The sequence below is a fragment of the Sphingobium sp. FW306-1B-F04DB genome, assembly GCF_058781925.1.
This window is the reverse complement of record NZ_JBYSXE010000052.1, coordinates 1-21,248: the sequence shown is the minus strand read 5'-3', so window position 1 is coordinate 21,248 and position 21,248 is coordinate 1. Positions and strand designations below refer to the sequence as shown.

Sequence of the window (21,248 nt, the reverse complement as noted above, 5' to 3'; positions counted from 1 at the left end):
TTTTTCTCCTGTGAAACCTGTCATCTTTAGAATTTGGTCCGCACGCCGATGCGGAACTGGCGTCCGATGACGTCGTAGATGTAGCCGTTCACACCGGTCTGGATCGTGCTGGCGGTCGAGTAGTTGGGCGAGGCCGGCGGATCCTTGTCGAGCAGGTTCTGGACCGCGAAATAGACTTCAGCACCCTTGCCGAAGCTGTCGATCCTGTAAGTCATCGACCAGTCGAGGTAGAAGGCGGAGGCCACGGTGTTGTCGTCGATATCGACGCCCTCGACCCAGGCGTTGTTGAACCTGCCCGCACTGATAAAGCGGCCTGTCAGCGTGGATGCGACATCGCCCAGATCGTAGGTTACCGACGACATGACCCGCCAGCGCGGCACCGCCTTGGACGGTTGCGACTCGTTGGCGTTGGTGCCCGCATATTCGACCTTCTGGCCATCGGCGGTTTCAGACCGCTCGTCGACATAGGTTGCGACCGCGCGCAGCGTCAGGTCGCCCTTGCCGAATTCGGTGCGATACGTCGCCTCGACATCGACGCCCTTGGTCCGCTCCGAATTGATGTTCTGCGGCACAAGCAGGATGCTGGCGATTGGGCCTGTCGGTGCACTCCGGGTGATGAAGGCGCATTGCGAGGTGATGCCCTGTTGGCATTTGTCGATCACGCGCTGGGCGATCAGGCTTGCGATCGCTCCGTCGATCTTGATGTCGAAATAGTCGACAGAGAGCGACAGGCCGTCGAGCCAGTTGGGTCGATAGACGACGCCGACTGACTTGGTATCGGCCTTTTCAGGCTTGAGATTCGGATTGCCCTGGCTGACCGTACGCGAACTATAGCTCGTGCCGGTGACCGGATCATCGACGGTCTGGTTGAGCGTGGCACCGCCTTGGAAGAGCTCGCTCAGATTCGGTGCACGGATATCACGCGACACCACGCCGCGGGCGCGGATCTGCTCGTCGAGATCCCAGGTGGCGCCGACCTTCCAGGTCGTCACCGAGCCGCTCAGGCTATAGTCGGTCAGGCGAATGGCGGCGTTGAGATCGAGCGACTTGGCGAAGGCCTCGTCCGCGAGCAGCGGGACCACTGTCTCGAAAAAGGCCTCCTTCACATCATATTTGCCTTTGGACGGCTTGAAGTTGCCGACGAAGAAGGCATCGGTCAGCGAGAGGGCGTCGGCCGTGGACCGGTATTTCTCGCGGCGCCCCTCTATACCAAGAGCGACCGACACCGGTCCCGCCCAGAGGGAAAGCGGCTCGCCGCGCAGACTTGCCGCCACGACATCCTGCTGGATCGTGATATCCTGCACCGAGCGTCCGAACACGTAGTTACGTCCGGCCTCAGACGTCGATCCCGAGCCGAATATGTTGAGGGGAACACATCCGTTGGTCGGATTGGAGAGTGTCGAACGGCAGACGATCTGGCCCGTCGCGGGATTGACCACCGAGTCCACCGCACGATTGAAATTGGCGATGATCGGATTGTTGTCATAGGCACCGGTCGAGAAATCGGTCTTGCCGTGCTGAAAATAGGCATCCCAGGACCAGCCGCCACCTAGTTCACCCTCGAGCCCAGCTACATAGCGCTGCTGTTCACGCCGGTTGCGTCCGCGCAAGGGTCCCCAGTCGAGAAACATGCGGCCCATCTGGACGGAGTTTAGACCGAGCGACGTCATTTGCGTGCGGATGCTGTCGGGCAGAAAGGCATTGTCGCGCTGGATGGTGATGTTGCCCCCGCGCTCATAGACGCGCGCCACGATCTCGTTCCACGCCTTGGCATAGGTCGCCTCGGCATAGATTGTGACGTCGGGCACCACCTCATAGCTCAGCCGTCCATAGCCCGTACCGTAGCGCAGCGGCACAGCCAGCTCGATCGCCTGACTGATGTCCTCGACATCGCCGCCAAAGGCCGAAATGCCGCTGACCGTGCCTGGATCATAGGGCATCGGCACGCCGCCGGGGCCGAACCGGATGTTGCGCAAGGGATTGGACATGGTGACGCCGCCGACGGTGACGGTCGCCGGACCGGTAATGAGCCCGCCCGATGTCTCATTGCTTGCGCCAACCCCGGTCTGGACGATGCGCCGGGGCTGGCCGTTGGTCGGCGTCCAGGCGGGGTTGAAGATCACCTTGCGGCTCTTGAACCAGTCGCGCGTTCTGACCTTTCCGGCTGCCCCGTCGTCATGATATTCGCCGCTGACGATGAAATGGCCGCGCCCATCAGCAAAGCTCGTGCCATAGGACAGCTCGGCCTTGAACGTGCGGGCGTCACCCTCATCCGAAATTCCGCTCTGGATATTCGCCATGACGCCTTCGAACTTGCGGTCGAGGACGAAGTTGACCACGCCGGCAACGGCATCCGAACCCCAGGCGGCCGATGCGCCGCCCGTCACCACGTCGACGCGCTGGACGAGTGCCTGCGGCAGCAGATTGATATCGACATTGCCCGTGATCGTGGACGGCACCACACGGTGCCCGTCGAGCAGCACGAGTGTGCGGTTCGCGCCCAGGCTGCGCAGGTTGAAAAGGTTGGAACCGACCGTCGCCGACGCGCCGGTATTGGCGATACGCGGCGTGTTCGAACCCACAAGTGCGGGCAGCTGGTTGACATAATCGGCGATGCTGGCAGTTGCCGCGGCCTTGATCTGCTCGACACCGATCATCGTGGTCGGCGTCGGTGCCGTGAACCCTTCGCGAGACACACGTGAGCCGGTGACCACGATGTCACTTGCCGACGTTTCCTCGCTCACCTGCGCCGTTGTTTCGCTGGGCTCCACCTGTTGGGCCCAGGCCATGCCCGCCGGCATCAGGGAGAATACCGCGATCGCGGCGCTCGTTGCTTTTAGATAGCTGCCTCGCTCCAGGCGGCGCCCCTCCATAATGTCCTTGTGCAGCGCTCTCATTCCCATCCTCTCTTCCCCGTTCCAGTGTCCGCCGGGGTTTCTCACCCTCTGCGTGCGTCGGTCTTTCTCTGGCATGGGTTTTTGAACGGCGCTGTCGGCACGATCCGTCCGCTTGCCAATCAGTCCGGTTTTTCGAAAGAGGGCCAATCCTAAGCGGTTCGCGGAAGACAAGTTTGCGCTAAACGCACAGCACTTGTTATGCTCGAACAAAATATAAGGACGGGGACGTGGGTGTCATGGCGCAGGAAAGGTTGGTCTGGATATTTTCCGGCCGCTTCGGGCGGGCAACCGTAAATCTGAATGATCGGCCGCTCGTTGAGCATTCCCATCGCCAGATCAACATTCTTTTCAAACTGGGTGGCGCGGACGCCATATTTCAGGCTGAGGGCAGGGACTTAGCGCTCGACGATCAGACGGTGCTGTTGTTCAACTCCTGGCTGCCGCACGCCAAGCTCGCCAATGACGGCAAGCCGACCCTGATCCTTTCGCTGTTCATCGAGCCCGCCTGGTTGTCCGAGGTGTTGCCGGAAACCACGATGGTGGTGGAAACGCTCTTTCCCGAGCCGAGCGCCAAGCTCAATGACGATGTGCGGATGCTTGCGAACAGACTTGCCTCGGCGATCCCCACGCATGTGCGCGACATAGACGATCAATGCGGCGAGCTGTTGCTGAACCTGATGGACGCGCTCATCACTAGCTATGCCGACGCCTCGATCGACCGCGCCACGCTCCCGCGTCGGCGTATGGTCGATTTTCGCATTCGCAAGGCCTTGGCCTATATCCATGACAACGCGCTCAAGAACCCGCGAATGGAAGAGGTCGCGCGCGAGGTCGGGCTTTCACGGTCGCGCTTCTTCGAGCAGTTCCGGCGCTGCGTGGGCACGTCCCCACAGCACTACGCCGACTATGTCCGCTTGACCGCCGCCACGCGACGCCTGAGCACCACCGACTTGCCTTTGATCGAACTGGCCGACGAACTGGGCTTCGCCGGCCACAGCAATTTTACGCGCTTCTTCACTCAGCATATCGGCGTGTCGCCGAGCGAGTTCAGGCGCCAGACCGCGACCGGTGAGCCGGCCGCGCCCTGAACTTCATTTGAGCGGAAGCGAAGCGATCGTCTGGAAGGCATCGCGGCGGCTGATGGTCTCATACCAGCGAACCACGGCCGGCATTGCGGGGCGTTCGATCGGAAGTTGCAGCCAGCGATGGACGCTGATACCGACCGCGATATCGGCGAGCGAAAATGCCCCGCCTGCCACATAGGCCGATTGCGACAGCTGGTCTTCCAGGACCGCGAACCTGCTTGCAGCATGCGCTGCCGCGGCCGCGATCTCTTCGGGCGTCGGGGCCGCCGCACCGGGGCGGAAGAGCTTCATGAAAAGATCCCGCAAGGAGAGGCCCAGCGCGACCATCTGCCAATCCAGCCATTGGTCGACCACGGCGCGTGCACGCCGATCCTTGGGCATGAGGCCGCTTTCAGGATGGCCTTCCGCCAGATAGCGAAGGATCGCGTGCGATTCCCACAATGTGAAATCGCCGTCCTCGATCGTGGGAATGAGGCCGTTAGGATTCTTGGCGCGATAGGCGGGATCGTCGAGGCCTCCGAACGGCCCGCCGAGATCGACGCGTTCGTATGGCAGGTTGAGCTCGGCGCAGAGCCACAGCACCTTCTGCACATTGGTCGATGTTTTCCGCCCCCAGATCTTCAACGCCATGTCTCACCTCGTTCGATCCGCCGACAAGCCGGCGTATTTTTCGGGGCGAAACTATCCGCAACCGGCATTCACCGGATTGGCGAGCGGTACGCCAATTGTCCCGATGGTCCGGGAATCCGCGCCTCATCGGCGCCCGCCTCAGGTGAGGAACACCCGAACCTTTCAATTCACTCGAACCAAATGAACGGATTTATTCCAGTATTTATGCGGTCGTGGATGCTCCACATGGCGTGAGCGATCGACGCTCGCCTGGCGTCGTAAATTTCTAAAGGAAATTGTCATGACCCAGACCAACAATCTTTCCCTCGGTGTTTCGAACATGACATCGGCGACCGACGTTACCGCTTTGATCGGCCGGCTTGCGCTCAGCGCGATCTTTATCTTGAGCGGCCTTTCCAAGCTTGGCGATCCGGCATCCACCATCGGCTATATCCAGTCGGCCGGTCTGCCCCTGCCGCAACTGGCACTGGCGGTTGCCGTTCTCGTGGAAATCGTAGGCGGCATCGCGCTGGTTGCAGGCTATCGCACCCGCGTAGTCGCGTCCGCGCTTGCGATCTTTTCGATGGTGACGGCGCTCGGCTTCCACGCGAACATCGCTGATCAGAACCAGTTCATCCACTTCTTCAAGAATATCGCGGTGGCGGGCGGCATGCTCCAGATTGTGGCCTTCGGCGCAGGCAGGCTCGGCCTCGACGCGCGCCGCTGACATCAAGAAATAGGTAGCGCCGGCTGGGTTCGCCGGCGCTTCCAGTGTTCGCGACTCGTCTTATCAGAACTGGCGAAGCGCCAGCCAATGGCGCTCCAGTCCAGTTCCGCCGCGCTCTTGTCCGCCTTGCTTGCCAGGAAATCGGCTTTAGGCCGGGATTGCTATGACCGGTAAACAGCCGGCTCATCACCGACGATCGGGTTGGCAAGCACGCCGATTCCATCGATCTCAACCTCGACGCGGTCGCCGGCACGCATATGAACGAGACCGGGCGTCTTGAACGTCCCGAACTGCCGTCTCAGATCACGCCCTTCAGCATCGTCTTCAGCGGGCGGCAATGCACCGGGCGTGCCCATGGCGATCAGGTCGCCAGGGCGAAGGATATAGCCTTCCGACAGATAGCTGATGGTGGCCGCCACGTCGAACAGCATGTCGTCGAGCGGCGCGTCCTGGCGGGTGATCCCATTGACCCGCGTCTTGACCCTGTGCGCCGCCGGATCTCCGAATTCGTCGGGGGTGACCAACCATGGGCCGTAGCTTCCCGACGCCTCGAAATTCTTGCCTAGCCCGAACTGCCGATTGTGGTGCTGAAATTCGCGCACCGAGCCTTCGTTGAGGCAGCAATATCCGGCAACGTGGTCGAGCGCCCGGTCACGCGGAATATGGCGCCCCGCCTTCCCGATCACGACGGCGAGCTCGCCCTCATAGTCGAAGGCACGCGCGATATCGTCATGGGGTGCCAGGATCGGCTCGCCCGCCCCCACATAGGAAGCGGCCGTGCGCAGGAAGAGATGCGGATGTTCGCGCGAGGTGGTGAGACCGGTTTCCTCGATGTGGGTCTTGAAATTGAGGGCGAGCGCCCAGAGCGCGTTGGCGCGGCCGAGGAACGGCTTGAGCGTCACCGAGGAAAGGTCGCGGCCTCCCGCCCGCCCACGCATGGCCGCGCGAACGCGATCGAGCCCATCGGCCATCTCGAGGATTGCAACGAGCGAGCCCGGCAGTTCCGGCGCGATGTCGCTAATGGAAACGAAATGCTCCGGATCGGTCAGCACCCCAAGCGCTTCCCCGGCTTCATCGGCATAGGCGATGATCTTCATGACGCAATAATCTCCCTGCCGCCGAAGTGCGCTCCGGCGATGGTCGGTTGGCGGAAAGAGCAGATTTTCTAAGCCGAGACGGTGCAACCAACCGCCTGGATCGCGGCGGTCACCACGGCATCGTCGATTTCCGAGGGGGCACCGCTTGCTCCCATCACCCCGATGAACTGACCCTCGAGGAAAATCGGGAGCGCGCCTTGTGCAGGCAGCAGCGGGGCCCCGAAGCCAAGTGCGGAAACATTGCCCCAGACCATCGGATTGTCGCGATAGCGCTGGCCGAGGTCGAAGCCGGGCTGGCCGCCGGTTGCGGCACTCGCAAAGGCCTTGCCGCGCGCGACTTCCACGGTGATGAAGGCGGCGCCGTCCATCCGTGCCGCTGCTACCAGATGACCTGCGGCATCGAGCACAACGAAGCTCAAGGCGACCTTCCTATCCTGGGCGGCAGCGATACCCGCAGCGATGGCCTCACTGGCCAGTGCATAGCTGATCATTTTTTGGGTCAGTGTGTCGGTCATATCGGGCTCCAGGTCAAAGTTCAGAATGGCGCGCACGCGCAAGCAGGGTGACGAACAGCGCCGCCGCAAAGGCGGGAAGTGCGATCGCGAGATAGATCCGTCCCACCGGCCAGGCAGAAGCGATCAGGACGCCTACGAGCATGGGGCCGATGATCGTACCAACGCGCCCGGCTCCAAGCGCGAATCCGACGCCCGAGGCACGTGCGGCCTCCGGATAGATTCGGCTCGATACCGCGATGAGCGCAGCGCCCGCCGCGGAACCGAAGAAGCCGGCAAAGATCGTCGCGCCAGCCAGGAGCGGGAAAATGCCGATGCTCTGGCCCATCACGATCACAGATACGCCTGATGCGACTAGTGCTATCGTGAGCGCCTGCTGAGGCGTGAGACGCCCGATCAGCGCACCGATCGTCAATGTTCCCAATATGCCGCCGACATTGTGGAACGCGAGAATGGACGCCGCGGCCGACGGGGACAGACCGGACTGCGCAAGCAAAGCGGGGGTCCAGAAGACGACGACTATGAGCGTCATCCAACCCGTGAGTGAGGCGAGCCAAAGCCAGATCGTCGCATACCAGCGCTGGTCCCCGAAAAGCGCGGCGCTGAGGCCCAGTTTGGCCTGGGTAACCGCCCTCACCTCGCGGGATTCGGGCAGATACAATGCCATTGCGACGATCAGCAGCAGGGGCGCAGCGCAGCCGATGTAGAAGGTCATTCGCCAACCAAAAGTCGGCAACAGTGCGGCAGTCGCGAGGGCGGCCACCATGCCTCCCAGCGGAACCGCCGCCCACATCATGGTGACGATCCGCGCGCGTTTCTCGGGCGGCGCATATTCGGAGGCGAGGCTCACGAAGTTGGGCGTTGCGCCACCCAGCCCGAGGCCCGCAAGCAGGCGCGCCACGAAGAGCGCCTGATAGCCGGAGGCAAGCGCGGTTGCCAGCGAGCAGAGGCCAAACAGTGCGACCGCGCAAATCAGGACCCTCTTGCGGCCAAGCCGATCTCCGAGCGCACCGAAGGTCAGCGCGCCGACCAGGAAGCCGATCTGTGATGCGCTGAATACCGGTCCGAGCGCATCGACGGGAAAGCCGAGCGAAGTTGCGATCGGCTTCGCTGCGGGGCCTAGCGCCTGCGTGTCGAACCCGTCGAGAAATGCGACAATGGCGCAGAGCGCTATCGCGCGCATGTGGATAGCGCGTGGAGCTGCCGCCGCACTCATGGAGGTTGCGACGCTCATGCCCCCGGCCTGACAGACTTGGCGATCCGCGCCTGCAGCGCTCGATCAAAGATCGCCTTGGGCAGCATCGCATGGACCGCCTTGGCAGGCTTGGACGTGTAGTTTGTGTCGAGCTGGTGCGCGTATTGCGTGACGCGAAAGCTGCCCGTGATGCTTGCAAGCGAGTAGACATCCGATGCGCTCAGGCCGCTCGCCGGCGCGAGCCATTTGATCATGCGTCGAAGGCCCAGCGTCAGCGCGCCCTCGAGCGAATCCGCATAGCCGGGAACGACCCAATGCGTCGGTGTCTCCGCGACCGGGCCCTCAAGTGCCAGCTTCTTGTGCAGGACATATTGGATCCGCAGATCCTCCATCGCGGTTTCGATGGCTGTCTGGTTGACCACGCCATCGCCCTGGGCGGCGTGCGAATCCCCGGTCCACAATCGCGCACCGGCAACCTCAACGGGCAAGAACAAGGCCGTGCCCTCGACGAGCTCTGGCAGCAGGAGATTGCCCCCATAGTCGCCGGTCAGGATCGCGCTCACGGGTGCATCCCCTTTGGGCTGCGTTGCGATCACGGCCTGGACGGGGTGCAGCGGAATGGTGACGCCCGGTGCGAACTGGGTGGTCTTTCGCGCCGCATCGAAGCGGAAATAGTGGAGATAGGGTTCTGCGAAGTCTTCCGGCAGCGCGCCGACACCAAGCGGGGCCGAGTTCCACCCCCAGTCGATGGGCTTCAGACGCAGCATCCGGCATTCGATGGCGTCTCCTGGCTCCGCGCCCGCCACGACAACCGGTCCCACAAGCGAAAACGGGCCGGTGCGATATTGCTTCCGGATCGGCTCCCGTTCGGCAAAGGACATGCCGAATTCCGGCTTGTTACCCCAATGCAGCCAGGTGTTGGGGTAGTGCACGATGTCTCCGGACCGGATCGTGATCGCGGCTGGAGCAGATGGATCGAAGGCGCCCGATCGAATGGTCTGAGGCGTGGAGGGAAGGACGTGCGTTGCTCCAACCTGCGTGCGATCGAAGACTGGCGGACTCTTGCCTCCGGGAGGCGGCGCTATAGCGGCGCTGCCGATCGCGGGCGCGAAGAACATGCCCGCACCCGAAGCCGCGGCAATGCGACCAAGGCCGCGCCTGCTGATACCGCGCTCGGCCATGATGCTGGACAGAAGTTCACCATCGGTGCCGTCGAGGTCGCGGGCCCTGGAAACCGCTCCCGTCGTCACGGCGTGTCCAATATGCAAGGGACACGGATCGGAAGCGGGACAGCATCCCGTGCCAGGTGGCATTCTGTGGTTCTTCATGTCCTCATCCCTGATCTGGCGACGCCGATTCTTGTTTGTCGTTGCATCGATATGGAATCGCGACGAACTACGCTGTTCCGTCAATCTTCTTGCTTGTCCGATCGTCCGACTTTCGTATGCCTTGGCAAATACACACAGGGCTTTGAGACCGTTTCAGGCCCGGCAAGGCGGCGTGACAGTCGACGCGCGTCGTGAAACGAGGGAAGCGAACATCCGTTAAGGGCACCCGCTCCCTCGTCCAAATTCATCGCGTCTTCCAGACGTTGGCGAGCTGCAGCACCGAGCCGAGCACCGCTAGCGCGATATCAGGATTGTTCCGGCCAGGATGACCTTGCGGGGACCGCGTTTGTCGGCAAAACGGCCGGCTATGGGCGCCGCAAGGATACCGATCGCGCCAACGATGCCGAACAGACCTGCAACTTCGGCTCCCTGAGCGAAGCGAGACTCCTGAAGGCGGGGCGGGGAAGGGCAAAGGGAAACGAGTATAGGATGTGTTCCACACGCCGCTCTTCATTGCCGATTTGCGCCGGCGAGAGAAGTTGCGGCAGCCTCCGACGTCCAAACCCCCAGTCGCATAAAAAGGACGGGAGGGCACACGTGACCAGTCGTGCTCATTTCGCCGCTGCGAGGAGAGCCGGATTGGCAACCTGCCTTGATCGCATAACTTGAAACGGCGCGCCACTCGCCGGCAACGGGGCGGTATCGATGCGGAAGGTAGAAACATGCTTGACCATGATGTTCATCTCGGCCGTCAAGTTGCGGGCGGCGGCACTGGTTTCTTCCACCATTGCAGCATTCTGCTGCGCCATATGATCAATGGAGCCGATCGCCGAGCTGATCTGGGTGACGGCAATGGACTGTGCCTGGTTGTCGGCGGCCATGGCCCCGAGCAGGGCATGGACGTTGGCAACATCTTCAAAGATGTTGGCAAACGCCCCATCAACGCACTGCACGGCGTCGACCGCCGCGACGACGTCGTCGTGCGTCGCGGTCAGTAGGTCGCGGGCGCGTTTTGCCTCTTCCTCGGAACGCATGGCAAGCGCGGAAACCAGGTCCGCGACGACGGCAAAGCCCCGACCAGCATGGCCTGCCCGTCCCGCCTCGACCGCGGCGTTCATCGCCAGCACGCGTGTCTGAAAAGCGATCTTGTCGAGGCCCCCAATAACGGTATCGATGCTCTTGGCGCTTTCCGACACGCGATTCATCGCGGCGACCGCCTGCTCCGCGACCGATCGCCCCTCCCCAACTGTGGCGATCGCCTGATCGGCGCGGCTGACGGTGGCCTCGGCCGCCTCGGCGGTTGCCTGCAGACGCTGGTCGATCTGTACCAGTGCGGCAGAAGTCTCCTCGAGACTGGCAGCACTGGCCTCAGTACGACGCGCGAGGTCCTCGGAGGCCTGCGCCACCTCGGACGAACCCGTGCGGATTGCGTCGGCACTGCCCGTGAGTATGCCGATCAGGCTCCGCAGTTCCGACAACGCGTCGTTGTAGTTGGTGCGCAGACTTTCATAGTCTGCAGCCATCGGCTGTTCGATCGCGCGGGTGAGATCGCCATGGGCAAGCCTCTGCAGCGCCTCGCTCAACCTCTCGACGGCGACATTTTGCTGCGACTGCTTTTCTTGACTTGCCGCTTCGAGCGCGCGCTTCACTTCCTCGGCGCGCTTGAAGGCCGTAACGGCGCGCGCGAGTTCGCCGATCTCATCCTTGCGAGAGGCGCCGGCGACCGACACCGCCAGGTCGCCCTCGGACATGCGGTGCATTGCCTCTGCGGTCGACGAAAGCGGCTTCACGACTCTCCGCATCATCAGCCAGCAAAAGGTGCCGACACCGGCCAGCGCCAATAGCGCCGCGCCTGCGAGCATCATCATCGCCTGACGAGTGCGGGTCTTTGCATCGACCGCGACAGATGCCTGAAACTCGGTCGCTGCAGTCACGGTTTCGTCGATCTTCCGGCGGTGCGCGGCATAGCTGGCGGCGAGACGGGCATAGCTGCTGTCGATCGCTGCCGTGTCTCGCGCGCGCACTGCGGGCAGAAAGTGCTGATCGATCTCGTTCCAGAATTGCATCGCGTCGCGGTGCGCCCCTTCGGTGAGTTGGCCGACCAGCGCCTCGTCCAGGTCCGATTTCAGCCAGTAGCCGTGCCGATCGTCATACTGCCCACGGAGCTGTTCCAGCCGCGCTGCCCGTTCCTGCAACTCGTCCGGTCGTTCGCGTAGCAGCGTAGTCTCAAGATAGGGTTCGATGATATATTCGGGCGGCGGCAGGATGTCCGCCACGAGATCCGAGATTTCCTGCGTCTCCCTCTGGAGCGGTCCGCCCATACGGATCATGTTGATGCTTGAGGAGGCTGCAAGGGCTCCGATCGCCAGGAGCAGGACCAGTCCTCCAGCGCTGAAAGTCACTAATGCCCTGATCTTCAAAGCTCTTTCCCCGCATTGTTCGATTCAGATATAGGCGATTTTTTTGCCAATCTGCCGGCATGACATCTTTTCTGAGCGGGTTATCTGATACCAGATGCTCGGTCGCCGGAAAGGTTGCGCCGCCGCCCCGCAGCGCGAGCGTGTCGGCGAAATAGACCGCCACCGACATTGCCGTCCTCAATTCCCGCGTGAGACCGCGGATGGCCGAAGTCGCATGCGCTTCGCTGGTCGGGGTCACAGCCCGGTGCGGATTCGCGGATCAAAGCCACTTTACCCGCATATTTGCCGCGCACGTCGGTACCACACCAGCAGCTTGGCGTGCCCATGTCTAACATCAACAATGACGGCTTTCAGGTCGGTAGGTTTTCGTTCTGAACGACCACGATTGGGCGCTTTGCGAGCACTTGGAGAACGCAGACATCCGACGGTATCAATCGCTCAAAACGGAGCAGCCGTCTTGACCATTGGAGAACAGAACCGACCGAAAGCGTCCGGGGCTCGCGGCTACTCCTTCAGCGCATACACATAGCCATCCAGCGCCCCGACGTAGACCACGCCGTCGACGACCGCCGGCGCGGCCACCACACCGCCGGTGATGAACCCCTCGGTCCTTTGCGGAGTGAATTGCCACTTAAGCTCACCGGAGGCCGCATCAAGCGCATGGAAACCTGCTTTCAACATCATCCCCTCGAAATAATAAGGAAATGCGCTGATGGCACCGATATAGAGTGTGCCGTTGGCCAGCTTCGGCGTTGACCAGGACCAGCCGCCGGTCTTGAACTGCCAGACCTCCTTGCCAGTGTCGGCGTCGAATGCCGAGACCTTGAGCGAATCCGAGCTGCCGACATAGAACATGCCATCGACGTAAATGCCGGAGGATTCGACCCAGGAGCCGTCGGTATAGACATGGCGCCAAGCCTCGACGCCCGTCTTCAGGTCGTAGGCGAAGAGCTTTGCGCTACGGCTGCCGACCACCACGCGCCCCTCGCCGATCGCGGGGGTCGATTGAACGATGCCGCCGGTGTCCGCGCGCCAGCGCTCCTTATGCGTTGCGAGATCAATGGCGTAGAGATGATCATCCCAGCTGCCGAAATAGAGCGTATCGCCCTGGATTACCGGGGTGCTGCGGATCGCGTCACTCGTGCCGATGCTCCAGGCAGGCCTGCCCGTCGCGACATCAACGACGAACAGGGTGCCGTTGAGCGAGCCGATATAGACGTGCCCATCATGGACGAGCGGCGCGGATTGCAGATAGTCATAATAGGGATTGTCGAAGGAAGGCAGCCGGCGGCTCAGTCCTTCGGTCTTGAGATCGAAGCGCCAGCGCTCCCTGCCCGACTCGCGGTCGACCGCATACAGAAAACCGTCATCGCTGGCGGCGAAGACCAGATCGCCCGCTACGGCCGGTTGAGCGCGGATCATGCCCTTTGCCCTGAACTTCCACTTGAGCCTCCGCGTGGCGAGATCGAGCGCGTAGAGGTGGCGATCGTCATTACCGAAATAAAGTGTGCCGGCGTCCTGCGTCAGCGAACTCCAGATCTGGCCCCCGGTGCGAAACTTCCACAACAGCGTGCCCGCATCTGTCTCGGCACGGGCGCTGCCGCCAAGCCCCCAGAGAAAAAGCACCAGCAAACAGATACGCCGGACCATGCACACTGTTCCTTTTTGGTAGCACGATCGCCGGACGTGGCGACGACGCCACTGTAGATGCGGGCGCGTCACGCCGCGCCCGGCATCGTGACGGAGCAGCACGAGGCCCAGACCGGAGTACCGGGAGGTCAGCTCGGCCTCGGCGAAGAGGAGCGGGCGGCGACAGGCGGTGCCGGCCTATCGATCGGATCTTCGGTTCCCAGCACGCCCAGTTCACCCGACTCGCGGGCCTTGCGGCCATAGACAAGCTCGAACAAGGGTCCCGCCATTACGGTGGTGACGATTGCCATCAATACCATCATCGCGAACAGCGTCGGACCGATGATTCCCTTCTGCAGCCCGATATTGATGATGATCAGTTCCATCAGCCCGCGCGCGTTCATCAGCGCGCCGATTCCGAGCGCGGTCCGATTGTTTTCACCCGCAAGCCGCGCGGCGAGCCAGCAGGCGCCGAACTTCGCGGCGATCGAAACGAGGAGAATGCCGAGCGCGATCGCGAGCAGTTGCCAATTGTTGACCATGTCGAGCCGCGTGTTGAGCCCCGAGTAGGTGAAGAACATCGGAAGCAGCAGCACGACGGTCAGCGGCTCGATCTTGCGCCGGATTTCCTCGGTGAGAAGGCCGCGCGGCATGCAGACGCCGAGCAGGAAACCGCCGAACACCGCGTGGATGCCGACCGCATCCATGAAGAAGGCCGACATGGCGTAGAGCATGAGCACGACCGCGAGCAGCGTGTGCGTCATCTCCCCCTTCGCCTCGACGGCGCGGCCGAGCGGAACGAGCAGGCGTCGCCCGGCGAGCAGCATGAAGGTGGCATAGGCGCCGCCCCCCACGATCGCGAGCAGCGCCACCCCCGGCCCGCCGCCGAAGGTCGCGAGCACGATCGCGAGCACGCACCAGGATACGGCATCGTCGAACGCCCCCGCAGTGAGCGACAGCGTGCCGAGCGAAGTGTTCGCAAGGCCGCGCTCATTGATGATCCGCGCAAGCATCGGGAAGGCGGTGAGCGCGATGCACGCGCCCATGAAGAGCGTGGCGTTCATCGGGCTGATGCCCGGCGTGAACAGCCCGGGAATGGTGAGGAGATAGGGCGTGATCGCGACCGCGAGGAGGAAGGGCGCGATGATCCCCGCCGCCGATACGCCTGCGGCGCTGCGCGCCTTCGACTGGAAATGGTCGAGCCTGAGGGTCGTGCCGACGAGGAACATGTAGAGGCCGACGCCGAACTGCGCACCGGCATAGAGGACGTTGCGGGTCTCCTTGGGGAAAAGCGCAGCCTGCAGGTCGGGAAAGAAGAGCCCGAAGAGCGAGGGGCCGAGGACGACCCCGGCGATCATCTCCCCCACCACCTGCGGCTGGCCGAGATACTTCTTCGCCATCCAGCCGACGATGCGGCAGATCAGCAGGATCACCGCGATCTGCAGGAAGAAATGGATGCTGAAATCGTTCGGCGTGTAGCTTTGCGCCGCCTCGGTCGCGGGCCCGTGCGCCCCCATCACGCCACCGATCGTCCGCAGCAACTCCTGGAACATGTCGTACACCACGGCCCCTCCCAGCTATGCACCAACCCCTTTTCGAGGTCTGGCCCTTATGCGCTTGGTGGACAAGCCAGATTTTCGCCGACCGCCTCGACGCGCGCCGACATCAGCGTCAACGCAAGTCCCTTGTCGCCCTGCACGCTCAGCGCATCGCCGACCGTCTTCAGGTCGGCGCCAGCGTTGGCGAAGCAGCGCAGCGGGATCTTGATCGTGGAGACCTGACCTGCGGGCGCCGCCTTGACGAGCGCTGTGATATCGAATGCCTTGTCACCGAGCGAAATGCGCGTCGGCCCGCTGCCCGCGGCGTCGATCCGCCAGTCGATGCGCAGCGCGAAGCTGTTGTTGAGTTGACGCGTCATGTCGGCATTCGGGCCCGACAGACGAAAGGAAGCAGGGCCGGTCCAGACGAAGCTCTTGCCATCCTCCTGCGCTGCGACATCGATCGAGCGCGTCTTGAGCAGGCCGTAGCTGCTGTCGAGCGGCCCGGATTCGACCTGCCGCGATCCGCCGGCGTCGACAATCGACAGCGTCCACGGCGCGCGCGCACGACCGCCCGAGAAGAAATTCTCGACATTGAGCATGCCGGCGATGTCGACCCCGGGCTTTTCGGACAGCTGCGGCACCGTCTTTTTGTCGGCGTAGGTCAGGCCGTAGCCGACATCGAACTGCGGCTTTTCGACCGGCGAGCGCGCGTCGGCGGGCCAGGCGAAGGGCAGCGTGCCGGTGAAGCCGCGCGTTGTCTTGCCGTCCTTGCCCGCGACGAGCACATCGGCGACGCCAGCGCCCTGCGAGCCCGGCAGCCACGCCGCGACGAAGGCGTCGGCGGCGTTGATTTCAGGATTGGTGAACATCGGCCGGCCGGAGAGGAAGACCGCGACGACCGGGATGCCGGCCGCCTTCAGCTTCTTGAGCGTCGCGAGATCCTTCGCCTCAGCGGGCTGATAGTCGAGCGTCGGGACGTCGCCCTGGAATTCGGCATAGGGATGCTCGCCGAAGACGACGACCGCGACATCGGGCTTTTCCTTGTAGACGCCGTCGTCGGACAGCGTCGCGATGCCGCCCGCGTCGCGCACGGCCTTGTCCATCGCTTCCCAGATCGTCTGGCCGTTCGGGAAGTCGGCGTGCGTCACGTCGGTGCCCTGCCAGCTGATCGTCCAACCGCCCGACTGCATCGCGATGTCGTTCGCGCCGGGCCCGGTGATCAACACGTGCGCACCCGGCTTGATCGGCAGCACGCTGCCGTTGTTCTTCAAGAGCACGAGCGATTTCGCGACCGCCTCTCGCGCGATGGCGAGATGCCCGGGCGCGCCGATGGCAGCGAAATTGCCGCGGTCGACATGCTCGACGTCGAACAGCCCGAGCTTGTATTTGACGCGCAGGATGCGGCGCACCGCATCGTTCAGCCGTCCCTTGCTGATCCGGCCGTCCTTCGCCTGCGCGAGTGTCGTTTCATAGAGGCCCTTCCAGCTATCGGGCGCCATGAACATGTCGAGCCCGGCCATGATCGACTGCAGACAGTCGGTGACGCTGCACCCTGTGACCTGACCGTGGCCGTTCCAGTCCCCTACGACGAAGCCGGCAAAGCCCATCTTGTCCTTCAGCGCATCGGTCAGCAGCCCCTTGTTGCCGTGATGCTTGACCCCGTTCCAGCTCGAGAAGCTCGCCATCACGGTCAGCGCGCCAGCCTCGATCGCGGCGGGATAGCCCTGCGCATGCTTCGCGATCAGTTCATCCTCGCCGATCTTCGCGTCGCCCTGGTCCTTGCCCTCGAAGGTGCCGCCGTCGGCGAGGAAATGCTTAGCGGTCGCCGCGACATGCGCGGCGTCGACCGGGCGGCCGGCGACGAGCGGGCCCTGCAGCCCGAGCACCATCGCCTTCGCATAGTCGGCGACGAGCTTGGCGTCCGAAGAATAGCCTTCATAGCTGCGGCCCCAGCGCAGGTCCTGCGGCACCGCGAGCGTCGGCGCGAAGGTCCACTCGATACCGCTGCCCGAAATCTCGACCGCGGTCACCTGGCCGATGCGCTGGATCAGCTCGGGATCGCGCGCGGCGCCGAGGCCGATATTGTGCGGAAAGAGCGTCGCGCCCGGGACATTGTTGTGGCCGTGCACGGCATCGACGCCGAAGATGATCGGGATGGCGACGCCATTCGCCTGCGGACGCAGCGACACCGCACGGAACTCGCCGACCAGATTCGCCCAGTCCGCGGCGCTCGAGCGTTCATTGCCATTGGGGCCGCTGTTGCCCCCTGCGAGGATCGACCCTAGCGGATACGTTTCGAGGTCCTTGGGCGTGATCGTGCTGATATCGCCCTGGATGAGCTGCCCGACCTTCTGCTCGATCGTCATGCGCGCGATCAGCGCGTCGATGCGCGCCTCGGTCGCCGCGTCGGTGATTTCCGCAGGGCTTTTCGCCGCGGGCCAGAGTTCGGGATGGACGGCGGCCGACGCCCCATCGCGCGGGCTTTCCGCAATCGCCGTGCCGGCGGTCCCCGCCAGCAGCGCGGTCACGACCGCTATCGCCTGTCGCCGCATCTTCCCTCCCACCCCGTCCATGTGAACGTTATCACGCCTTTTCTCGCACAGGCCCTTTTCCAAATCAAGGGGCCTGTGCGAGAGGGACGATCAGGCGCGGCGCGGCATGGTCGCGAGGAGAAGCACCGCGGGGCCGGTGAGTGCGGCGAGCAGCAGGAACAGCACGCTGAAGCCGAATCCCGGCACCAGCGAGATCGTCAGCCAAGGCATGATCAGCGACGGAATCGTGTTGGTCAGGTTGAAGAGGCCGAGGTCGCGGCCGCGCCGCTCGGGCCGCGGCAGCACGCGCAGCATCTGCCCCGAATGGAGCGACAGGAAGGCCGTGGTCGCCACGCCGAAACCGAGATAGGCCGCCTTCGCCGATGTCACATCGGCCGCCAGCGCCATCCCCACCAGCCCCGCCGCCGACAGCGTCGCGGCGATGACGAGCGGCGTGAAGGGCTGGTCGTGACGATCGGCCCAGCGCCCCGCGAACAGCGCAACCGGCACCGCGATCGTCAGCGCCAGACTGAAGATCCCGGCCTTTTCATTATCGCCCATCGCCGGATCGATCGAGCGGAACCAGAAATAGAGATAGGCGAAGAGTGCGGCCTCGGCAATCTGGACAAGCAGCCGCGCGAGCCACATGCGGATCGCGGGCGGCGCGGGCGCACGCGCCGCGCGCTCCTCTCCCGGAATCGCTCGCATCAGCTCGGGGAACGGCCGCGGCCGGCCGAACAGCAGGCCAGGAAGGATCGCCGCGGCCATCAGCAGCGCGATCATCATCAACCGCTGTTCGAGCGAAGCGATGCCGGGCAGCGTCACTAGTGCCCCCGACCAGGCGCCGAGCGCCGGCGAAAAGGCGAGCAGGCCGCCAAGCAGGCCCTTCTGCTCGTCGGGAACGAGATCGCCGCCCCAGGCGGCGAGCGGCCCCAGCACCATGTTGAGCGACAGCTGCCACGCGACGATGAGGGCCAGCAAAGTCGGCACATCCTGTGCCAGCGGGACGGCGAGCAGCAGTAGGATGGTCAGCACGAGCCCCGTCAGCACCCAGATTCGCCGGCTTCCCGTCCGGTCGCTGGCCCAGCCGAAGAGGATGCCGCCGCAGCTGGCGGCGACTGCGCCGAAAAAGGTCGCATAGCCGAGCCACTGGACATCGGCCGCCCCGGCGAGTTCGGCTATTCGGGACGGCAGCAGCAGGGTCAGGAAGGGTACATAGGCGATCGCCCCGCCCGCCGCGGCGAGCGCATAGAGCAGCAGGAAGGGGATCGACTGGCGCCGCGGCGGCGCGTGTTCAACCGGCATGCGGCGCCGTCGATCCGCGTTTGATCAGGCTGCCGCTGACGACCGTCGGACCGTCCGGCAGCGGTTCGCCGCGCTGCGCCGCGATGATCAATTCGACCGCGCGCGCCACGGTCTCGGCAATGGGCTGGTCGACCGCGGTCAGCGGCGGCTGGCTGAATTGGACGATCGGCGTATTGTCGAAGCTAACAAGCGAAAGCCGGCCCGGCACGTCGATCCCCAGTTCGCGCGCGACCTCGAGTGTCGCGAGCGACATCTGGTCGTTGCTCGCGATGATCGCGCTTGGCGGGTTCCCGCCGCCGAGCAGCTGCCGCGCCGCCGCCTCGCCCGAGGCATAGCTGAAGTCGCCCTCCGCCAGCAGACCATCGATCGGCAATCCGGCCGCCGCCATTTCCGCCTTCCAGCCGTCGATGCGCCAGTGGCTGAGGTCATATTCAACCGACCCCGAAATGAAGCCGATGCGAAAGTGGCCGAGGTCGATCAGGTGCCGTGTCGCGCGCGCCGCCGACCCTTCGTCGTCCATCGTCAGCGCGATCCCCGCGTCGCCTCCGTGCGAACCGATGCGGGCGAAGGGCATCTTCTGCTGGTCGAGCAGGTTCACGATCAGCCGATTGTCCGAATGTGGCGGGGTCAGGATCACGCCGTCGGGCTGCAGCGCCGCGATCGTCGCGCGCAGTTCGCGTTCGACATGGTCGCTGTGCGTGTCGACCAGCTCGAAGATCATGCGATAGCCATATTCCGCGCATTTAAGCATTCCGCCGAACAGCATCTGGTCGACCCAGTCGGTGCCCTGCCGCGCCTTCCAGTCGGCGATCGTGCGTTCGCGGTCGTTGATCGCGAGGATCAGATAGGAACGCGACCCGCTCATCCGCTGCGCGGCGATCGAGGGGACATAGCCCAGCTTGTCGATAGACGCCTGCACGCGCTCCTTCATTTCGGGGCGAACATTGGCCTCGTTGTTGATGACGCGGCTCACCGTCTGCAGCGACACCCCCGCGTCGGCTGCAACGTGCTTGATCGTCACCGACTGCCGCCGACGCCCCATCAGTCCCGCTGGTCCCCCGTTTCTTTGCAGTTCGCCCTGCTAGCGCTGTCGTCGCCGCATTGCCAGATTCGAACCCAATCTATTTCGAAGCTTTTCGGATATCCGGCGCCATCGACCCCGCCAAGCCCGCGGCTTTCGGCGAGCCCGCCGCCGATCGCGAGGTTGAGGAGCAGGTGGAACGGCCGGTCGAACGGCGCCGCCCGATCGTTCGACCCGCTCGTGCGCCAGTCGCCTGCGACCTGTGTTGCATAGGGCCGTCCGTCGACAGTCCAGACAATCTTGCCCTTTTCCCAGACGATACCGAAGACGTGGAACCCATCGAGCGGCGCGGGCAGCGCAGTCTCCGATCCCTTGTGCTGATTGTCGGGCCAAGTCCCGCCGAAGTGCAGCGTGCCGAGGATGCGGTTCTCGATCCCGCCCGCGCAAGGATCGCAGCGCACGCCGAGGTTCACTGCCTCCAAAATGTCGATCTCACCCGACGCGGCCCAGCCGCCATACGCGCTGGTTTCAGGCAGCATCCAGATCGCGGGCCAGGTTCCCTGCCCCTGCGGGAGCTTCGCGCGCGCCTCGATCTTGCCATAGGTCCAGGCGGCCTTGCCGCGCGTGGCGAGGCGGCTGGAGCTATACTCTCGGGTAGCCTCGGCCCCGGCCTTGGCGGGATCGCCACGCTGCGCGAGCGGAAAGGCCGGGCCGGTCGAGCGTTCCTTGATCGCGGTGATCACAAGCTTGCCGTCCCTGATCGCGGCATTGGCGGGCCGGTCGGTGTAGCATTGGCGCTCGTTGTTGCCGCCGCCCCAGCAATCGACGTCGAAATCCCACTTGCTGCGGTCGATCGCGGGGCCGTCGAACTCGTCCGACCAGACGAGCCGCCAGCCATCCGCAGGCGGTTCGGCCGCGGCGGGTGCGCTCGCCAGAAACAGGATCGCCCCCAGTGCCGTCACGCCGCCTGCGGCTCCGACGCGCCGCAATATTGCGCGACATAGGCCTGATGCTCGGGGAGCGTCGTGGCGGTGCGCGCCACCGTATCCCGGAGCGACGCCATCAGCCGTTCGAGTTCTTCGTCGCTCAGCTTCTCGGCAATCGGGTGATAGCTTTGGGGGTCGATCCCCTGCCCCATCATCACCTGCACCCAGCTATTCTCGGCGAACAATTCCTCATTCTTGCGGAAGGTGCGGCCCGTTTCCCGGAACAGTTCGATCTTCTGCTGCAGGCTGTCGGGGATCGGCATGGCCGCGACATGGCGCCAGAAGGGGCTGTCGCGGCGCTCGGTCGCCTTATAGTGCAGGATCACGAAGTCGCGGATCTGCTCGATATCCTGCCGCTGCTGCTC

General features: G+C 63.9%; 17 protein-coding genes. 3 read left to right on the top strand and 14 right to left on the bottom strand.

Features of this window, described 5'->3' with window-relative positions:
- Window positions 1–26 precede the first annotated feature (26 nt).
- Window positions 27–2,897, bottom strand: a complete 2,871-nt coding sequence (locus AC3WJD_RS18240; RefSeq protein WP_492748152.1) for a TonB-dependent receptor domain-containing protein — start codon at window positions 2,895–2,897, stop codon at window positions 27–29.
- Between the two features lie 236 nt (window positions 2,898–3,133).
- On the opposite strand from AC3WJD_RS18240, the gene AC3WJD_RS18235 reads away from it, so the two are divergent.
- Window positions 3,134–3,985 (top strand): helix-turn-helix transcriptional regulator, encoded by an 852-nt coding sequence (locus tag AC3WJD_RS18235; RefSeq protein WP_492748164.1) that lies wholly within the window; start codon window positions 3,134–3,136, stop codon window positions 3,983–3,985.
- Window positions 3,986–3,988: 3 nt separating this feature from the next.
- Here the strand turns inward: AC3WJD_RS18235 and AC3WJD_RS18230 are convergent, their stop codons facing one another.
- Window positions 3,989–4,612 carry a glutathione S-transferase family protein gene (locus AC3WJD_RS18230; RefSeq protein WP_492748151.1) on the bottom strand — a complete coding sequence of 208 codons (624 nt, stop codon included), beginning with the start codon at window positions 4,610–4,612 and terminating at the stop codon, window positions 3,989–3,991.
- Between the two features lie 280 nt (window positions 4,613–4,892).
- Between AC3WJD_RS18230 and AC3WJD_RS18225 the strand changes: the two genes are divergently transcribed.
- Window positions 4,893–5,318: a DoxX family protein gene (locus AC3WJD_RS18225; RefSeq protein WP_492748150.1), complete on the top strand. Its 426-nt coding sequence runs from the start codon at window positions 4,893–4,895 to the stop codon at window positions 5,316–5,318.
- A 161-nt stretch (window positions 5,319–5,479) separates the two neighbouring features.
- Here AC3WJD_RS18225 and AC3WJD_RS18220 read toward each other — a convergent pair whose 3' ends face one another.
- The 5 genes from AC3WJD_RS18220 to AC3WJD_RS18200 all read right to left on the bottom strand — a co-directional run bounded on the left by AC3WJD_RS18220 (window position 5,480) and on the right by AC3WJD_RS18200 (window position 11,870).
- Complete coding sequence (locus AC3WJD_RS18220; protein WP_492748149.1) at window positions 5,480–6,415, bottom strand: fumarylacetoacetate hydrolase family protein; 936 nt, start codon at window positions 6,413–6,415, stop codon at window positions 5,480–5,482.
- Window positions 6,416–6,483: 68 nt separating this feature from the next.
- Window positions 6,484–6,930, bottom strand: coding sequence for a GlcG/HbpS family heme-binding protein (locus AC3WJD_RS18215; RefSeq protein ID WP_492748148.1), 447 nt, complete (start codon window positions 6,928–6,930; stop codon window positions 6,484–6,486).
- Between the two features lie 13 nt (window positions 6,931–6,943).
- Window positions 6,944–8,161, bottom strand: coding sequence for an MFS transporter (locus tag AC3WJD_RS18210; protein WP_492748147.1), 1,218 nt, complete (start codon window positions 8,159–8,161; stop codon window positions 6,944–6,946).
- Complete coding sequence (locus AC3WJD_RS18205; RefSeq protein ID WP_492748146.1) at window positions 8,158–9,372, bottom strand: acetamidase/formamidase family protein; 1,215 nt, start codon at window positions 9,370–9,372, stop codon at window positions 8,158–8,160. Before AC3WJD_RS18205 ends, AC3WJD_RS18210 begins: the two co-directional genes overlap by 4 nt.
- A 689-nt stretch (window positions 9,373–10,061) precedes the next feature.
- A complete protein-coding gene (locus AC3WJD_RS18200) occupies window positions 10,062–11,870 on the bottom strand; it encodes a methyl-accepting chemotaxis protein (protein WP_492748145.1) in 1,809 nt (602 codons plus the stop codon).
- Between the two features lie 200 nt (window positions 11,871–12,070).
- Here AC3WJD_RS18200 and AC3WJD_RS18195 point away from each other — a divergent pair, with 200 nt between their 5' ends.
- Window positions 12,071–12,202 (top strand): helix-turn-helix domain-containing protein, encoded by a 132-nt coding sequence (locus tag AC3WJD_RS18195; RefSeq protein ID WP_492748144.1) that lies wholly within the window; start codon window positions 12,071–12,073, stop codon window positions 12,200–12,202.
- 172 nt (window positions 12,203–12,374) lie between these two features.
- Here the strand turns inward: AC3WJD_RS18195 and AC3WJD_RS18190 are convergent, their stop codons facing one another.
- From AC3WJD_RS18190 to AC3WJD_RS18160, 7 genes are all read right to left on the bottom strand, one after another.
- Window positions 12,375–13,592, bottom strand: a complete 1,218-nt coding sequence (locus tag AC3WJD_RS18190; protein ID WP_492748143.1) for an outer membrane protein assembly factor BamB family protein — start codon at window positions 13,590–13,592, stop codon at window positions 12,375–12,377.
- A 56-nt stretch (window positions 13,593–13,648) separates the two neighbouring features.
- Window positions 13,649–15,052: a cation:proton antiporter gene (locus AC3WJD_RS18185; RefSeq protein WP_492748163.1), complete on the bottom strand. Its 1,404-nt coding sequence runs from the start codon at window positions 15,050–15,052 to the stop codon at window positions 13,649–13,651.
- Window positions 15,053–15,108: 56 nt separating this feature from the next.
- On the bottom strand, window positions 15,109–17,592 hold the full coding sequence (locus tag AC3WJD_RS18180) for a glycoside hydrolase family 3 protein (RefSeq protein WP_492748142.1): 2,484 nt from the start codon (window positions 17,590–17,592) through the stop codon (window positions 15,109–15,111).
- Between the two features lie 90 nt (window positions 17,593–17,682).
- Window positions 17,683–18,876 carry an MFS transporter gene (locus AC3WJD_RS18175; RefSeq protein ID WP_492748141.1) on the bottom strand — a complete coding sequence of 398 codons (1,194 nt, stop codon included), beginning with the start codon at window positions 18,874–18,876 and terminating at the stop codon, window positions 17,683–17,685.
- Window positions 18,866–19,918 carry a LacI family DNA-binding transcriptional regulator gene (locus AC3WJD_RS18170; protein WP_492748140.1) on the bottom strand — a complete coding sequence of 351 codons (1,053 nt, stop codon included), beginning with the start codon at window positions 19,916–19,918 and terminating at the stop codon, window positions 18,866–18,868. The genes AC3WJD_RS18175 and AC3WJD_RS18170 overlap by 11 nt, the downstream gene beginning before the upstream one ends.
- Entirely contained in the window at window positions 19,918–20,859 is a 942-nt protein-coding gene (locus AC3WJD_RS18165; RefSeq protein WP_492748139.1) for a glycoside hydrolase family 16 protein, read from the bottom strand. The genes AC3WJD_RS18170 and AC3WJD_RS18165 overlap by 1 nt, the downstream gene beginning before the upstream one ends.
- Window positions 20,856–21,248, bottom strand: a 393-nt coding sequence (locus tag AC3WJD_RS18160; protein WP_492748138.1) for a tryptophan 7-halogenase, incomplete at its 5' end; no start/stop codon positions are given. The genes AC3WJD_RS18160 and AC3WJD_RS18165, both read right to left, overlap by 4 nt.

Excerpts from the sequence above, each read along its gene's own strand:
- AC3WJD_RS18195 (WP_492748144.1), top strand. The coding sequence starts at position 12,071 with ATGGCCGAAGTCGCATGCGCTTCGCTGGTCGGGGTCACAGCCCGGTGC.
- AC3WJD_RS18235 (WP_492748164.1), top strand. The coding sequence starts at position 3,134 with ATGGCGCAGGAAAGGTTGGTCTGGATATTTTCCGGCCGCTTCGGGCGG.
- AC3WJD_RS18230 (WP_492748151.1), bottom strand. The coding sequence starts at position 4,612 with ATGGCGTTGAAGATCTGGGGGCGGAAAACATCGACCAATGTGCAGAAG.
- AC3WJD_RS18180 (WP_492748142.1), bottom strand. The coding sequence starts at position 17,592 with ATGCGGCGACAGGCGATAGCGGTCGTGACCGCGCTGCTGGCGGGGACC.
- AC3WJD_RS18175 (WP_492748141.1), bottom strand. The coding sequence starts at position 18,876 with ATGCCGGTTGAACACGCGCCGCCGCGGCGCCAGTCGATCCCCTTCCTG.
- AC3WJD_RS18240 (WP_492748152.1), bottom strand. The coding sequence starts at position 2,897 with ATGAGAGCGCTGCACAAGGACATTATGGAGGGGCGCCGCCTGGAGCGA.
- AC3WJD_RS18225 (WP_492748150.1), top strand. The coding sequence starts at position 4,893 with ATGACCCAGACCAACAATCTTTCCCTCGGTGTTTCGAACATGACATCG.
- AC3WJD_RS18215 (WP_492748148.1), bottom strand. The coding sequence starts at position 6,930 with ATGACCGACACACTGACCCAAAAAATGATCAGCTATGCACTGGCCAGT.
- AC3WJD_RS18210 (WP_492748147.1), bottom strand. The coding sequence starts at position 8,161 with ATGAGCGTCGCAACCTCCATGAGTGCGGCGGCAGCTCCACGCGCTATC.
- AC3WJD_RS18220 (WP_492748149.1), bottom strand. The coding sequence starts at position 6,415 with ATGAAGATCATCGCCTATGCCGATGAAGCCGGGGAAGCGCTTGGGGTG.
- AC3WJD_RS18170 (WP_492748140.1), bottom strand. The coding sequence starts at position 19,918 with ATGGGGCGTCGGCGGCAGTCGGTGACGATCAAGCACGTTGCAGCCGAC.
- AC3WJD_RS18185 (WP_492748163.1), bottom strand. The coding sequence starts at position 15,052 with ATGTTCCAGGAGTTGCTGCGGACGATCGGTGGCGTGATGGGGGCGCAC.